This is a genomic window from Curtobacterium sp. VKM Ac-1376, assembly GCF_015351025.1.
GTDB lineage: Bacteria > Actinomycetota > Actinomycetes > Actinomycetales > Microbacteriaceae > Curtobacterium.
Genome location: NZ_JADKRV010000001.1, coordinates 320,214 through 334,186, shown reverse-complemented (window position 1 = coordinate 334,186; position 13,973 = coordinate 320,214). Strand labels below are relative to the sequence as shown.

The 13,973-nt window shown below is 69.9% G+C and carries 16 protein-coding genes and 1 tRNA gene; 5 read left to right on the top strand and 12 right to left on the bottom strand.

Annotated elements, in window-relative coordinates:
- Nucleotides 1–34: 34 nt before the first annotated feature.
- The 9 genes from ITJ56_RS01610 to ITJ56_RS01570 form a co-directional block, all read right to left on the bottom strand.
- Complete coding sequence (locus tag ITJ56_RS01610) at nt 35–1,471, bottom strand: hypothetical protein (RefSeq protein ID WP_194626862.1); 1,437 nt, start codon at nt 1,469–1,471, stop codon at nt 35–37.
- The gene (locus tag ITJ56_RS01605) at nt 1,410–1,814 is read right to left on the bottom strand and encodes a hypothetical protein (protein ID WP_228516908.1); all 405 of its coding nucleotides are present in this window, start codon (nt 1,812–1,814) and stop codon (nt 1,410–1,412) included. Before ITJ56_RS01605 ends, ITJ56_RS01610 begins: the two co-directional genes overlap by 62 nt.
- A gap of 63 nt (nt 1,815–1,877) precedes the next feature.
- Entirely contained in the window at nt 1,878–2,582 is a 705-nt protein-coding gene (locus tag ITJ56_RS01600) for an HNH endonuclease (protein ID WP_194626858.1), read from the bottom strand.
- A 37-nt stretch (nt 2,583–2,619) separates the two neighbouring features.
- On the bottom strand, nt 2,620–2,799 hold the full coding sequence (locus ITJ56_RS19085; protein ID WP_194627444.1) for a helix-turn-helix domain-containing protein: 180 nt from the start codon (nt 2,797–2,799) through the stop codon (nt 2,620–2,622).
- A gap of 4 nt (nt 2,800–2,803) precedes the next feature.
- Complete coding sequence (locus ITJ56_RS01590; RefSeq protein ID WP_194626848.1) at nt 2,804–3,043, bottom strand: hypothetical protein; 240 nt, start codon at nt 3,041–3,043, stop codon at nt 2,804–2,806.
- Nucleotides 3,034–3,315, bottom strand: coding sequence for a hypothetical protein (locus tag ITJ56_RS01585; protein WP_194626846.1), 282 nt, complete (start codon nt 3,313–3,315; stop codon nt 3,034–3,036). The genes ITJ56_RS01590 and ITJ56_RS01585 overlap by 10 nt, the downstream gene beginning before the upstream one ends.
- Entirely contained in the window at nt 3,312–3,626 is a 315-nt protein-coding gene (locus tag ITJ56_RS01580) for a hypothetical protein (RefSeq protein ID WP_194626844.1), read from the bottom strand. The genes ITJ56_RS01585 and ITJ56_RS01580 overlap by 4 nt, the downstream gene beginning before the upstream one ends.
- Complete coding sequence (locus ITJ56_RS01575) at nt 3,623–4,273, bottom strand: helix-turn-helix domain-containing protein (RefSeq protein ID WP_194626842.1); 651 nt, start codon at nt 4,271–4,273, stop codon at nt 3,623–3,625. Before ITJ56_RS01575 ends, ITJ56_RS01580 begins: the two co-directional genes overlap by 4 nt.
- 11 nt (nt 4,274–4,284) lie before the next feature.
- Nucleotides 4,285–4,473 carry a helix-turn-helix domain-containing protein gene (locus ITJ56_RS01570; RefSeq protein ID WP_194626840.1) on the bottom strand — a complete coding sequence of 63 codons (189 nt, stop codon included), beginning with the start codon at nt 4,471–4,473 and terminating at the stop codon, nt 4,285–4,287.
- A gap of 91 nt (nt 4,474–4,564) precedes the next feature.
- Here ITJ56_RS01570 and ITJ56_RS01565 point away from each other — a divergent pair, with 91 nt between their 5' ends.
- Entirely contained in the window at nt 4,565–4,894 is a 330-nt protein-coding gene (locus ITJ56_RS01565; protein WP_194626838.1) for a helix-turn-helix domain-containing protein, read from the top strand.
- Here ITJ56_RS01565 and ITJ56_RS01560 read toward each other — a convergent pair.
- The 3 genes from ITJ56_RS01560 to ITJ56_RS01550 all read right to left on the bottom strand — a co-directional run bounded on the left by ITJ56_RS01560 (nt 4,860) and on the right by ITJ56_RS01550 (nt 7,288).
- Nucleotides 4,860–4,932, bottom strand: a tRNA-Arg gene (locus ITJ56_RS01560). The two genes, ITJ56_RS01565 and ITJ56_RS01560, sit on opposite strands and share 35 nt — an antisense overlap.
- 120 nt (nt 4,933–5,052) lie before the next feature.
- A complete protein-coding gene (locus ITJ56_RS01555) occupies nt 5,053–5,838 on the bottom strand; it encodes a dienelactone hydrolase family protein (RefSeq protein ID WP_194626836.1) in 786 nt (261 codons plus the stop codon).
- Nucleotides 5,839–5,866: 28 nt separating this feature from the next.
- A complete protein-coding gene (locus ITJ56_RS01550) occupies nt 5,867–7,288 on the bottom strand; it encodes a glucose-6-phosphate dehydrogenase (RefSeq protein ID WP_194626834.1) in 1,422 nt (473 codons plus the stop codon).
- A 77-nt stretch (nt 7,289–7,365) separates the two neighbouring features.
- On the opposite strand from ITJ56_RS01550, the gene ITJ56_RS01545 reads away from it, so the two are divergent.
- The 4 genes from ITJ56_RS01545 to ITJ56_RS01530 all read left to right on the top strand — a co-directional run bounded on the left by ITJ56_RS01545 (nt 7,366) and on the right by ITJ56_RS01530 (nt 13,833).
- Nucleotides 7,366–8,523 carry a Gfo/Idh/MocA family protein gene (locus ITJ56_RS01545; RefSeq protein ID WP_194626832.1) on the top strand — a complete coding sequence of 386 codons (1,158 nt, stop codon included), beginning with the start codon at nt 7,366–7,368 and terminating at the stop codon, nt 8,521–8,523.
- Nucleotides 8,520–9,446, top strand: coding sequence for a sugar phosphate isomerase/epimerase family protein (locus ITJ56_RS01540; protein WP_194626830.1), 927 nt, complete (start codon nt 8,520–8,522; stop codon nt 9,444–9,446). Before ITJ56_RS01545 ends, ITJ56_RS01540 begins: the two co-directional genes overlap by 4 nt.
- 100 nt (nt 9,447–9,546) lie before the next feature.
- Complete coding sequence (locus ITJ56_RS01535; RefSeq protein ID WP_194626828.1) at nt 9,547–11,361, top strand: thiamine pyrophosphate-requiring protein; 1,815 nt, start codon at nt 9,547–9,549, stop codon at nt 11,359–11,361.
- Nucleotides 11,362–11,451: 90 nt separating this feature from the next.
- The gene (locus ITJ56_RS01530; protein ID WP_194626826.1) at nt 11,452–13,833 is read left to right on the top strand and encodes a bifunctional metallophosphatase/5'-nucleotidase; all 2,382 of its coding nucleotides are present in this window, start codon (nt 11,452–11,454) and stop codon (nt 13,831–13,833) included.
- The last annotated feature ends 140 nt before the right edge of the window (nt 13,834–13,973 follow it).

Below are 13,973 nucleotides of genomic sequence, written 5' to 3'. Positions count from 1 at the left end.
CGGCTCGGGTCGTTTGCGGTCGTTTCGGGTCGGCTTAGAACAGCTGCATGCCGACCTTCTCGGGCAGGTGGTCGACGGCCCACGCGGCGAGGGTGCTCGCCTCCAGGGCGCTGATCGATCCGACCGAGGCACGCCGGCCCCAGGTCCACGCGCCGTCGCCGATCCACCGGCGGGTGGCAAGCTCGGCGGCGCTGTCGAGGGCGGCGTGCGGGCGGTAGCGGAACTTCGGTTTCGGCTCGGTGGTGACCCAGGCGAGCACGTTGGACGCGGCCGCGGTGACGCCGGACGAGGTCAGGGGGACGAGGTTGAGCTTTGCGCGCTCGGCGGCGTCGAACAGCGTGGCAGACGGGCCGACACGGTCGATCGCGGCCGGTGCGTCGAACTCGTCGCACAGCTGGGTGAGTCGCGGGATGACCCAGTCCGAGCCGGGTCCGTGGCCGTTTGGGACGACGGTGACGATGATGTCGCCGGCGACGCGGACCGCGGCGACGATCGTGGCGTCCACGTTGTCGACGCCGATCGCGGCGCCGAACGCGATCGGTCCCTCGGGCTTAGTGTCGTCGGTCCACGCGGCTCGCTTCCAGGCCTCGAGCGGGATCGTGCGTTCGGTCGCGCCGGTGCGGCGGTTCCCGTAGGCGCGGGCGAACTCGCCGGGGCCGAGGCGCTGGAGGTTGTCCACGAGGGTCTGCATGTCGAACAGGTAGCCGTACCCGGGGTGTGCGGCGGCGACGGCGTCGAGGTCGGTCGGGTCGACGTCGGGGCCGATGCCGTAGTCGATCAGGCACACGGTCGGATCGCCGGCACGGGCGCGCTCCAGGACGGCGTTGAAGAAGGTCGAGTCGACGGTGCCCTCGGTGCTCTCGATCCATACCTGTGGCCGCTGCCCGGTGACCATGGACCGGGAGCCGGCGGCGCCGGCGATCGCCTGGACGAGCGCCTGACCGTCCGTCTGCGAGAACGCCCAGGCCTCGTCGATCGAGGCGCGGTCGACTTGCTTCGAGTGCAGGGAATCGGCGGTCGGCGGGTGTGGTCGGAAGGTCGATCCGGTCTTGAATCGCAGCGCTTCCGACCCATTGGAAAGACGGGGCTTATTGGCGATCGGTGCGAGCAGGGATTGCGCCCAATCGTCTTCCACCATTTCTCGCCACTTGTCCGTGGCGTGCTGGCCCGATTGCGCCGTGTACCAGGACCGTCGCCCCTTTCCCATTGTCGCGTTCTGAATGCTGCCGGCGAGGTCGAGCGTCGTTTTGCCGCACTGGCGTTGAACGGTCATAACGACGTCGGAGTACACGAACCGGCCGTCCGAGTCGACTTCGAGCGCGACGTCGCCGGCTTGCCGCTGCCAGGGGATCAGCGGTTTGCCCATGGCAGAGGCGACGAGGGCCAGGTGCCCGCCGTAGGTGGCGCGGTCAGGATTCCGTGGCGTCGACTGCCGAGGTTCCACCGACTGTGGGCGGGGTCGCGAGTGCATCGATGATCCTTCGTAGTTCGGGTGAGAGGTTGAGGTCGTCGTGGTCCTCGACGGTGGGGTCGAGCTGTTCCATGAGGCTGGCGAGGGTCGCAACCTCGTTCGCTACGGCCCTGCCCTTGCGGTTGCCGGCGGCGACGTTCTGCGCGAGGGACAGGCACATACGGGCGAGCGCAATTCGCGATCCGACCAGCGGGTTTTTCTCCGCTATCTCGATCAATGCGACGCGGACGGCCGCTTCTTCGTGCGATTCGCCGTAATCGAGTTTTATCTCGTCCAATCCGGCGAGTAGATCGGGTGCGTCAGTTTGCATTTTCCGGGCCTCGCTTTTTTCTTTTCTGGTCAAGTTGGGGGAGAGAACGACGGTGGGAACGCTGGGTGTCGTTTCCGCCGGCGTCAGAAAAACGGATCATCCCCACCAGCCGCCGTCCGGCGGACCGACAGTGGCCCGCTCAGGCTCTTTCACGGCCGCATCGGGCACAGGCTCACGCTCGGGCTGTCGTGCCCGTGGTGCGGCTGCTGCCAGGGCTGGGGCCACGATGTCGTACCAGGTCGCGACGTGCTGACGCATGACCTCGGGCCGCTCGGCCAGGGCTCGGCGCTCGACGGTCTCGCGGCCGGGGTCGACGGTGACCACCTTGTAGCGCAGGGCGCGGTACTCGGCCAGGTCGTCAGCCGAGGGCATGCTGTGGATGATCCACACGCCGCACGGGACCTGGAGCCGGCGTGCACGCTGGATCGCTGCCGAGCGCGCACCGATCGCCACGTGCCGCACGTGCTGCGGGTACACGTGCGTCTGCTCGGGCTTCACGGGCATCAGCGCTCGAGCAATCTCGTCCAGGTCGATCGCGACGTCGAGCGGGCTCGCGTGCTCGCGGACGTAGGTGGACTTGCCGCCGGCGGGCGGGCCGATCAACACGGTGATGATCGGCCCGCCGGCGCCCGACATGGCGAGGTTGCGGCGCTTCGAGTTGCACGACTTGCAGGCGGGCCGGAGGTTGTCCATGTCGTCGGACCCGCCCTCGTGGAACGGGATCACGTGGTCCTTGGTCGTGGCCTTGTACGAGCATCCGGGCAGCTGGAGCCAGCACAGGTCGCCGTAGAACTCGATCACGCGCCGTGTGAGCGCCGCTGAGGCGCTACCGCCGCGCTTAGCCCCTCCCATGCTCACCGCCCCGCTCACAGGCCCGGAGCCAGTCATTTACGGCCGCGGGACGGTACCGGATCAGCCGGCCGTCCTTCACGTACGCGGGTCCACGGCCGGCGGCACGCATGCGCTTCAGGGCCTCGGGCTTCACCTGCAGTAGCTCGGCGACCTCGGCCGGCGTCATGTACTTACCCACGGCGGCGCGCCTCCAGGTCCGTCGCGAGCATGACGACTTCGAGGTCGATCAGCAGGTCGATGCCGTAGACGGCAACGGATCCGGTCTGGCCGGCGAACGCGAGCGACAGGTTCAGTGAGCGCCAGTTGGGCCAGGTGTCGCTATCCAGACGGCCGGCGAGCACGACGCGCTTCGTGCTTCCGTCCTGAGCCTGGCGCGGAGCGCCGCCCTGGGCGTGAGTCGTCAGTGCCAACGGTTCCTCCAGGTGTTCGTCTTCGGGGCGTGGAGCCCGAACGAGGCTCCTGTCGCTCGTTCTGCTGCTCGGGCTCGCTGAGCCGAGTCCACGAGGCAGAGGTCGCACATGTGGTCCGAAACGACGCCGAGCAGGTCGTCGTCGGTGGCCTCGCGAATGAACCAGGCCCCGGCGTCGAGCAGCGCCAGGTGGCGCTGAAGCATCGTCCGATCGTTCGCGATCGTGCCGGCGTGACCGCAGAGGCGATTGACGAGCGCGTAGATCGTGCTCATGCGCTGGCCTCGCTCGTCGTGTGCAGGTCCACGACGCTCCATGCGTCCGCGAACGTCGGCACGTGAGCGCACCGCGCGATCGTGCCGTCGGCGGCCGTCAGGACGGCGAACCAACCCGGGAGGCGGTATGTGGTCGTTCCGCCGCGCTCGACGCGCCAGCGGCCGACTGCAGCCGTCGCCTGCATGACGTGAGCGCTGCGAGGCTCGGAGCAGCGGACGGTGCCGTGCGTCCAGGTGCGGACGATCGGTGCGTGGCACCTGCCGTCGTCGCCGAACCGACCGTGCGTGTACGGGTGGTTAGTCATCATCATGCGATGTCCTGTCGTTCGCCGCATGCGTTGCGGCAATGGCCGGTGACGGGGTGGAAGTCGTGGCGACCGCTGCGGGAGCCCCCGCAGTCGTTCCCGATCGCTCGCGCGGTCTGTGGTCGCGTTAAGACCTGTGGAGTGGACGGTTCTACGGGTGGTTCTCTAAGGACGGTTTGGGTGACACTGGCGTCACCCGGTGGGGGTGACACTGGCGTCACCCGGGGGGTGACACTGGCGTCACCCGGTGACGTGAACGCCACCCGCTTCGGGGCGCACTCTGTGGTGCGGTGATTGAGCAGCCGGAGGCGCCGTTCACGGGCCTTCAGCGGCTTTCCGCAGTGGGTGCAGATCACGCGGTGGGCCGTCGTGCCGTCGCAGTTGGGCGGGCAGCTGAGGCGGAGCCTGTAGAGGTTGGGGCGCCGGTGATCCGCCATGTCGCGCATGCCGCCCGCCTGGTAGTCGCGGGCTACTTCGCCCGCGGCCACCAGCGCATCGATCGACCGCTGCACGCTGCGCTCGTCCACGTTCGCGTAGAGGGCGAGCGTCGACACTGCCGGCCACGCTCCGCCGTCGCCGTCGTGGTTTGCGATGCCGAGCAGGACGATCTTGGCGGTGCCCTTGGCGTTCGAGTGATGCAGCGCGAGTGCCATAGCTTCAGCGCTCACGCGGCGGTCCCGCGGGGCTCGGTGGGGCAGACGTCGGCCGGGTCGAACAGGTAGGTTCCCGTCTGACCGGGCAGCTTGTGCGCGGGCTTCAGCGAGCCGGCTTCTACGCGCTGGAGGACGGCCTGGCGACTGACGCCGAGCACCTGAGCGACCTGCGAGGTCGTCATGTAGTCCAAAGTTGACATGCGTCAACCTTGCAAGTTGGACACACGTCAAGCGTGCAAGACACGCCGACAAACTTGATGCGCGTCCAATCCCGGCCACTAGTCTTGTCACATGACAATGCATCCCGTTGGGCAGCCGGGCTTCATCCCGAGGTGGACGACCGCCGACCGTCTTCGCAAGGCGCGCGAGGCGTCCGAGCTAGAGCAGCAGGACATGGCCGACCGCACTGGCCTGTCCCGAACGACCGTCAGCAACTATGAGCGCGGCGCTGTGAAGCCGCGGCGGGCGGGCATGATCGCGTGGTCCCTGGCGACCGGCGTGCCGCTCCAGTGGCTCCTGACGGGCCAGACGGAAACAGAAAACGCCCCCGGTCCCGATGGTGGGACCGAGGGCGATTCGGATGGTGTGCGCTCGAAGGGACTCGAACCCCCAACCTTCTGATCCGTAGTCAGATGCTCTATCCATTGAGCTACGAGCGCGTGGCCTTGCGGCCGTGGAAGACTCTACAACAGGTGCGGCTCGGGCGCCAATCGAGGCGGTCCCGACCCCGCGATCGGCGTGTCGCACAGCGCCAACCGATCACCCAGCCGGGCCCATCGTCAGAGCGCAGCGGGCTCCTCGCCGAACACCTCGGCCAGGAACACCCGCAGCGCCTGCCACGAACGACTGTCCGCACGCTCCTGGTACTGCGCGCCGTGGTCCGGCGCGTCCGCCCCGGGGACGGCGAACGCGTGCATCGCGCCCGCGTACGTGACGACCTGCCAGTCGACCTCGGGCGCTGAGCGCATCTCGTCCTGCCACGCGTGCACGGTCTCGTCGGGAACGACCGGGTCCGCTCCCCCGGTGAGCACGAGGAGCTTCGCCCGGATGTCCGCCGCGTCCGAGGGGTCGTGCGTGATGAGGCCGCCGTGGAACGACACCGCCCCGGCCAGGTCGGCTCCGGTCCGTGCCAGTTCGAGCGCGGTGGAGCCACCGAAGCAGTACCCCATCACCACGACGCGCGTCGGGTCGACGTCGGGGTCCGCGAGCAGCCGTTCGAGTCCGGCCGTCGCACGGGCCCGGAGCAGCGGCAGGTCCTGGTAGTACCCACCGGCGACCCGGGCCGCGGTGTCGTCGCCGGGGCGGATCCCGGCGCCGTAGACGTCCGCCCCGAACGCCACGTAGCCGAGTCGGGCGAGCATCGTGACCCGTGCCTCGACGTGTTCGTTGACGCCGTGCCAGTCGTGCACGACGAGGACGGCTGGACGACGGCCCGCGATCGCGGTGTCCTTCGCGAGCACGCCGAGCAGCTCGGTGCCCTGGTGGTCGTAGGCGACGGCACCGACACGGATGTCGGCGCCGGCGGGTTCGGGAACGGTCTGCAGGACGTCATCGGTGGTGTTCACGTCGCCCGACGCTACGCCGCGGACCGGCTCAGGCGTCGATGTTGTCCCAGCCGACGGGGCCGGACGAGCCGGCCGCGTACTCGTCGAGCGGCGTCTTCCCGGCACGCCAGGCGTCGAGGAAGGGTCCGACGACCCTCCAGCCCCGTACGGCACTGTCACCACGGACGGACAGGGTCGCGTCGCCCTCGAGCACGCCGGCCAGCACCTCACCGTAGGCGCTGAGACGCCCGGGGTTGAAGGTCACTTCGAGGCTGGTGTGGTCGAGCGTGTACGGATCACCCGCACCGTTGACGTTGAGCTCGAGCTGCATCTCGTCGGGTGCGATCCAGATGCGGAGCCGATCCGGCCGCTCGGTGCCGGTGAGTCCCTCGGGCACGTGCGGCGAGTCCTTGAACGTGACGATGATCTCACGGCGCTGCTCGGCGAGCGCCTTGCCCGACCGGAGCGTGAACGGCACGCCGGCCCAGCGCCAGTTCGCGATCTCCAGGGTGATCTGCGCCAGGGTCTCGGTGCCGAGGGCGGGGTCCACGCCGTCCTCGTCCGCGTACGACGGCAGGTCGCGGTCACCGATCGTCCCGGCGGTGTACCGGGCGCGCCTGCCGGCGGTGACGACGTCGCCGCCCCACGGTCGGACGGCCCGCAGCACCAGCTCCTTCTGGGTGCGCAGGTCGTCGGCGTCGATCGACGCGGGCGCCTCCATCGCGACCACGGCCATCACCTGCAGCAGGTGGCTCTGGATCATGTCGGTGAGCGCCCCGGCCTTGTCGTAGTAGCGGGCCCGGCCCTCGAGCCCGAGGGTCTCGTCGTACACGATGTCGACGCGCTCGACGTGCTGCGAGGACAGCAGCGGCTCGATGATGCGGTTCGCGAAGCGCAGCCCCAGCAGGTTGAGCACGGTGGACCGCCCGAGGAAGTGGTCCACGCGGTGGATCCGTTCCTCGGGGATGAACGAGTGCAGCAGGTCGTTGAGGTGCGACGCACTGTCGGCGTCGGTGCCGAAGGGCTTCTCGAGTGCCAGGCGGGTGCCGGCGGGCAGGGTGATGTGGGCGAGCTGTTCGCAGCTCTTCTCGGTGACCGCCGGCGGCAGGGCGAAGTAGATCGCGGGGTCGTGGTGGCACTCGGCCAGCAGCGCCCGCAGGTCGTCCGGGTCCGTGACGTCGGCCTTCCGGTAGGTCGATGCGTCGACGACCGCCTGCAGCCGCGCCGGCAGGGACGCGTCGGCGGAGGCCCCCTCGTCCTCCTCGTTCTTGGACGCCTGCGCGTTCGCGAAGGACTCGCGCACCTGCGCCTTCCAGTCGGCCTCGGACAGGTCCTCGACCCCGGCGCCGACGAGCTGGACGTCCCAGTCGTCCTTGACCTGGAGCAGGGTGGCGAGGCCCGGCATGAGCAGGCGTTTGGACAGGTCGCCGCTGGCTCCGAGGATGAGCAGGCTGGTCTGGAGGCTCGACATGCATCAGACCGTACTCATCGGCCCCCCAAGGGCGGCCGGGCCGCTACGGTGGTGTCAGTTCGGCGCGAGGGAGCACCATGAGCAGTGGGTACGAAGGGCGGCGCCTCCGTGTCGCCGTGGTCGGGACGGGCATGATCGCAGGCGTCCACGCCCGCGCCGCCAGGGCCTCGGGTGCAGAGGTGCTCGGTGTGCTCGGCCGGAACCCGACGCGGTCCGGCCAGGTGGCGGCGCAGCTCGACCTGCCGCGGGGGTACGCCTCGCTCGACGAGGTCATCGGCGATCGACCGGATGTCGTGCACATCTGCACGCCGAACGACCAGCACCACCCGCAGGCGCTCGCGGTGATCGCCGCCGGCATCAACGTGGTGTGCGAGAAGCCCCTGGCGATCGACCCTGGCCAGGCCGCCGAGCTCGTCGCCGCAGCTGCCGAGGCCGGCGTCGTGGCCACGGTGCCGTTCGTGTACCGCTACCACCCGATGGTCCGCGAGATCCGGGCGCGCATCGCCGACGGCGAGCTCGGTCGGCTGCTCGCGGTGCACGGCCACTACCTGCAGGACTGGATGCTCGACGAGAACGCCTCGAGCTGGCGGGTGGACCCGACGTCGAGCGGGCTGTCCCGCGCCTTCGCGGACATCGGCTCGCACTGGTGCGACCTGGTCGAGTTCGTCACGGGCGAGCGCTTCACCTCGGTCTCCGCGGCGACCGACATCGTCTACCCGACCCGTCCGGCGGCGTCCGGCCCGTCGTTCTCCGGCTCCCCTGACCCGGACCCCGTGGCGGACGCGGCCCAGCGGGCCGAGGTGACCACCGAGGACACCGCGGTCGCGACGTTCCGCACCGGCACCGGCCGCATCGGCAACGTCGTGATCTCGCAGGTGGCGGCCGGCCGGAAGAACCGACTGTGGTTCGAGGTCGACGGCACCCGCGGCTCGGCTGCGTTCGACCAGGAGCAGCCCGAGTCCGCCTGGTTCGGCAACGAGCGGGGGGCGCAGATCATCGTCCGCGACCCCTCGCAGGGGTACCCGGACCAACGGCGTCTGGCGATCGTGCCGTCCGGGCACCCGCAGGGCTACCTCGACGCCTTCGCGGCGTTCGTCGCCGACACCTACACAGCGGTCCGCACGGGGGTCGCCCCCGACGGCCTGCCGACCTTCGCGGACGGCGCACGCTCCGCCGACATCATCGAAGCCGTGATCGGCAGTGCGGCCGGGACGACGTGGCGGGCGATCCTGTGAAGCTCGGGATGCTGACGGCCTGCCTGCCGGGTTGGTCCCTCGACCGGATCGCCGGGTTCGCGCAGACGCAGGGCTACGAGCGACTCGAGGTCGCCGTCTGGCCGGGCACCGGGGGCCGCGACTTCGAGGCCGCCCACCTGCCGGTCGCCACGTTCACCGACGAGGACGCCCAGTCCACCCGCGACCTGCTCGACCGCACCGGACTCGAGGTCTCCGCGCTGGCGTACTACGAGAACAACCTGCACCAGGACCTCGCCCGCCGCGACGAGGTGCGGACGCACCTCAAGCACGCGATCGACACCGCACAGACGCTCGGCGTCCCGTACGTCGGCACGTTCATCGGCCGCGACACCACCAGGTCCGTCCGCGAGAACATGGCCGAGGGGGACCGGGTCCTGCCCGAACTCGTCGACTACGCCGGCGAGCGCGGCGTGCGGCTCATCATCGAGAACTGCGTGATGGAGGGCTGGCACCCCGACGGGTACCCGGGCAACATCGCGTACTCCCCCGAGCTCTGGGACTGGGTGACGGGCCTCGGCTTCGGGCTGAACTGGGATCCATCGCACCTGACGTGGATCGGCATCGACCCCGTCGAGACGATCCTGCCGTTCGCCGAGCACATCGTGCACGCGCAGGCGAAGGACGTCGAGCTCTTCCCCGCCGAGCGCAACGAGTACGGCTTCTTCGGCAAGGTCGACAAGGGCGACGACCCGTGGGACATGGGCTGGTGGCGCTTCCGCGTGCCCGGGCGCGGCGTCGTCGACTGGCCGCACGTGGTCGACCGCCTCTACGAGGCCGGCTTCGACGGCACCCTGAGCGTCGAGCACGAGGACCCGCTCTGGGGCGGAACGGACGACAGGGTGCTCGAGGGGCTGCGCATCGCGCACCGCACGTTGCGTCCACTGATCGCACAGGAGCCCTAGCCGGGAGGCCCGGATCACGTGACCGACGTCGGTCAGGTGATCCGGGCCTCCTCTTCGAAGGCTGTGAACGGACCCGTGCGCGCTCGCGCACGCTGGGCCCATGAGCACGACCGTGAGCGACTTCGTCATCGACCGCATCAAGGCGTGGGGCGTCTCCCGCGTGTTCGGCTACCCCGGCGACGGGATCGGCGCCTTCGACGGAGCGCTCGGCAAGGCGGCATCGGGGGGTGACGGCCTGGAGTACGTCCGCCCCACCCACGAGGAGATCGCGGCGCTGATGGCGACCGCGCACGCGAAGTTCACCGGCGAGGTCGGGGTCTGCGTCGCGACGTCGAGCCCCGGCGCCTTCCACCTGCTGAACGGCCTGTACGACGCGCAGATGGACAACCAGCCGGTGGTGGCGATCGTCGGACAGCAGGGGCTCGCGGCGATGGGGTCGTTCACGCAGCAGGAGTCGAACCTGGAGCGGGTCTTCGCCGACGTCGCCTGCTACGTGCAGACCGTGGCCACACCCGAAGCCGTGGGTGTGGTCGTCGACACCGCCTTCCGGACCGCGTCGCTCCGGAAGCAGCCAGCCGTGGTGATCCTGCCCCACGACGTGCAGGCGATGGCCTACGACGCACCACCGCTGGAGCACTGGGCCTCGCGGTCGAGCGACGTCCCCGCGTCCACCCGGATCACCCCGCCCGCGGACGAGGTCCAGAGGATGGCCGACATCATCAACGCGGGATCGAAGGTGACGTTCCTGGTCGGTGCGGGTGCACGCGGTGCGACTGCCCAGGTGCTCGCCACCGCCGAGAAGGCGGGCGCGGGGATCATCACGGCACTCCGCGGCAAGGACGTGATCCCGTCGGACGTGCCGTACCACTCGCAGCAGCTCGGCCTGCTCGGCTCGTTGCCGTCCCTGCACCAGATCCGCGACTGCGACACCCTCGTCCTGCTCGGGACGAACTACCCGTACGGCGAGTACATGCCGAAGACGGGACAGGCCAGGGGCATCCAGGTCGACATCAAGCCGGAGCAGCTGGGCCTGCGGTACCCGACCGAGCTCAACCTGTGGGGTGACGTCGGCGCGACGCTCGACGCCGTGCTCCCGTTGCTCGAGCAGAAGGACGACAAGTCGTTCCAGGAGACCATCGCGCACGGGATGCGCGAGTGGGAGTCCGAGATGCGCGCGCAGTCCGAAGTGTCCTACAGCGACGGCGTCAATCCCCGTCGGGTGATCCAGGCCGTGAACGACCGGCTCCCCGACGGCGTCACGGTCACGGCCGACGCCGGCACCACCGCCGACTGGTACGGCCACCACATCCGGCTGCGCGAAGGCATGCGGGGCGACATGTCCGGTCGGCTGGCGACGATGCTCGCGGCGATGCCGTACGCGGTCACGGCCAAGTTCGCGTTCCCGGATCGTCCAGCGGTGTGCACCATCGGTGACGGGGCGTTCCAGATGCTCGGCATGAACGAACTCATCACCGTGAAGAAGTACATGGCGGCGTGGCCGAACCAGCAGCTCGTGATCGTGCTCATGCACAACGACGACCTCGGCCAGGTCTCGTGGGAGATGCGCACCGAGGACGGCAACCCGATGTGGCGCGGCTCGCAGGACGTCGAGTCGATCGACTACGCCGGGTACGCGACGCTGCTCGGGTTCCAGGGCATCGCGGTGCACGAGGACTCGGAGGTCGACGCGGCGGTGGAGCGCGCCTTCGCCCACCAGGGCGTGACGCTCATCGACGCGTACGTCAGCCGGAGCGTCCCACCGCTGCCCCCGCACATCACCAAGGAGTACGCGATCAACACGGCGAAGAGCCTGCTCAAGGGCGACCCGGTCGAGTTCGACGTCGTGAAGGACTCCGCGAAGGCGATGGCGACCGAGGTCACCGAGCGGGTGAAGGGCACCTTCAGCCGCGACTGATCGGCTGCGGTGTTGCCCACGTGAACTTCACGTGACGTGTTGCCGTCGGCGCTGGCGCGTCGGCTGTGCGTCTTCGTAGGTTCGTCGCCGATGAACACTTCCAACACCACCGGACCCGCCGGTGCGACGACCCGGCGGCGCCTCGGCGCCGGCGCGGCCTTCGTGACCGCCGGGATCCTGGTCGCGCTGTCCGTCCCGTCCGCAGCCGTCGCCGCCGTCGGCGACACGACGATCGACATCATCGATGTCAACGACTTCCACGGTCGCCTCGAGTCCGAGGGCACCGAAGCCGACGACGCCGCCGGCGCCGCCAAGCTCGCCGGTGTGGTGCAGTCCTACCGCGAGGCCAACCCGAACACGATCTTCGCGAGCGCCGGCGACAACGTCGGCGCATCGACGTTCACCTCGCTGATCCAGCAGGACGAGCCGACGATCGACGCGCTCAACGCCATGGAGCTCGACGTCAGCGCGATCGGCAACCATGAGCTCGACAAGGGTCAGGACGACCTGACCGGCCGCATCGAGGACCACGCCGACTGGCCCTACGTCTCGGCGAACATCGTCGAGGAGGGCACCACCGCTCCCGCTTTCACCCCGTACTCCATCGTGGAGAAGAGCGGCGTCAAGGTCGGCTTCATCGGCGCGACCACCGAGGACCTCATCCCCGGGCTCGTCAGCCCCGGTGGCGTCGAGGGCCTCGCGATGGCCCCGATCGTGAGCCAGGTCAACACCTACGCTGACCAGCTCACCGACGGCGACGACGCGAACGGGGAGGCCGACGTGCTGGTCCTCCTCGTGCACGAGGGCGCGGCCACGAGCGCCCTCGCGGACGCCACCGGCACCGGCGCCTTCGGCACGATCACCTCCGGCGTCTCGTCGAAGGTCTCGGCCATCGTCTCCGCACACACACACGCGACGTACAACCATTCGATTGCCGGCCCCGACGGAACGGAGCGCCCCGTGATCCAGGCCGGGTCCTACGGCGTCAACTACGGGCACCTGCAGCTCACCGTGAACGCGGACAAGCAGCTCACCGGCATCACGTCCGAGGTCAAGTCGGTCAACGCGGAGACGCGCGTGCCGGCCGACCCGACCTCGGTGAACGCTGTGGCGGACATCGTGACCGCGGCGAAGGCCGTCGCCGACGTCGAGGGCAGCAAGAAGCTCGGCGAGATCACCGCCGACATGCGCCGCGCGGTGCAGTCCGACCGCACCGCCGAGAACCGCGGTGGCGAGTCCGTCCTCGGCAACTACATCGCCGAAGTGCAGCGCAGCGCCACCGAGCGCAACGGCTCGCAGGTCGCCTTCATGAACCCCGGCGGGCTCCGCACCGACATGGTCTACGCGTCGAGCGGCGCCGGCGACCCGGACGGCACCGTCACCTACAAGGAAGCCGCGCTCGTCCAGCCGTTCGCCAACACGCTGGTGACGGAGGACATGACCGGCCAGCAGATCAAGGACGCCCTCGAGCAGCAGTGGCAGCCGGACGGCCTCGAGCGGCCCTTCCTGAAGCTCGGCGTCTCGGACGGTTTCGCCTACACGTACGACCCGTCGAAGGGCCGCGGTGAGCGCATCACCGGCATGACCCTCGACGGCAAGGCGATCGCCCTGACCGACACCCTCAAGGTGACCGTGAACTCGTTCCTGTCGACCGGTGGCGACAACTTCGCCGCCTTCGCGACCGGCACGAACGTCGCGGACTCGGGCCAGGTCGACCTGCAGGCGCAGGTGGACTACTTCCTCGCGAACCCGACGGTCACACCCCCCGTCGACCAGCGCGCCGTGGGCGTCACGGTCACGCCGACCCCGGCGGGCGGCTTCCAGCCCGGTGACGAGATCTCGATCGACCTGTCGTCGCTCGTGTTCAGCAGCGATGACCCCGCCAAGGCCGGCACCGTGTCGGTCAGCGCCGACGGCAACGAGCTCGCCTCGGCGCAGGTCGACCCGACCATCGTCGACAAGACCGACGAGCAGGGTCGCGCGAACCTGACCGTGACGGTCCCCGAGATCGAGGCGCCGACGGCCCGCGCTGCGGCGCTCACCACCGGCTCCGTTGCGCTCGCAGCCGTCGCCGAGCCGGTCGCCGCGACCGACGCACCGCTCGTGGTCACCCTCCCGGGCGGCCAGACCGTGACCCTCGCGGTGACGATCCCGGTCGCCGCTGCGGTCGACCCGACGGATCCGACCGACCCGACGGACCCCACCGACCCGACGGACCCCGTCGACCCGAACCCGGGCACGGGCGGCGGGGTCACCCCCGGCCCCGGCACGGGAGACGGTGACGACGCCGGCATCGGTGGCGTCGGCGGGACCGACGACGGCCCGCGCGCCGGTGGCGACCTCGCCTACACGGGTGCGGACCTGACCGCTCCGGCCATCGCGGCGGGCATCCTGCTGCTGGCCGGGATCACGGCACTCGTGGTCATCCGCCGGAAGCGCGCACACCGCGACGCGACGGTCCTGACGGACTGACCCCGCGCCTCCGGGCACACGCAGCGAACGGGCCGTCTCACCCTGGTGAGGCGGCCCGTTCGCGTCGTCCTGGAGGCACGGATCACCCCCGGCGCGCACGTCGCGCACCCGGGCTCGCGCGATGGCTGTCCCATCGCGGG

Coding starts and splice junctions, on each gene's coding strand:
- ITJ56_RS01610 (WP_194626862.1), bottom strand. CDS start 1,471: ATGCACTCGCGACCCCGCCCACAGTCGGTGGAACCTCGGCAGTCGACG.
- ITJ56_RS19085 (WP_194627444.1), bottom strand. CDS start 2,799: ATGACGCCGGCCGAGGTCGCCGAGCTACTGCAGGTGAAGCCCGAGGCC.
- ITJ56_RS01585 (WP_194626846.1), bottom strand. CDS start 3,315: ATGAGCACGATCTACGCGCTCGTCAATCGCCTCTGCGGTCACGCCGGC.
- ITJ56_RS01580 (WP_194626844.1), bottom strand. CDS start 3,626: ATGATGATGACTAACCACCCGTACACGCACGGTCGGTTCGGCGACGAC.
- ITJ56_RS01575 (WP_194626842.1), bottom strand. CDS start 4,273: ATGGCACTCGCGCTGCATCACTCGAACGCCAAGGGCACCGCCAAGATC.
- ITJ56_RS01570 (WP_194626840.1), bottom strand. CDS start 4,473: ATGTCAACTTTGGACTACATGACGACCTCGCAGGTCGCTCAGGTGCTC.
- ITJ56_RS01565 (WP_194626838.1), top strand. CDS start 4,565: ATGACAATGCATCCCGTTGGGCAGCCGGGCTTCATCCCGAGGTGGACG.
- ITJ56_RS01550 (WP_194626834.1), bottom strand. CDS start 7,288: ATGTCGAGCCTCCAGACCAGCCTGCTCATCCTCGGAGCCAGCGGCGAC.
- ITJ56_RS01545 (WP_194626832.1), top strand. CDS start 7,366: ATGAGCAGTGGGTACGAAGGGCGGCGCCTCCGTGTCGCCGTGGTCGGG.
- ITJ56_RS01535 (WP_194626828.1), top strand. CDS start 9,547: ATGAGCACGACCGTGAGCGACTTCGTCATCGACCGCATCAAGGCGTGG.
- ITJ56_RS01530 (WP_194626826.1), top strand. CDS start 11,452: ATGAACACTTCCAACACCACCGGACCCGCCGGTGCGACGACCCGGCGG.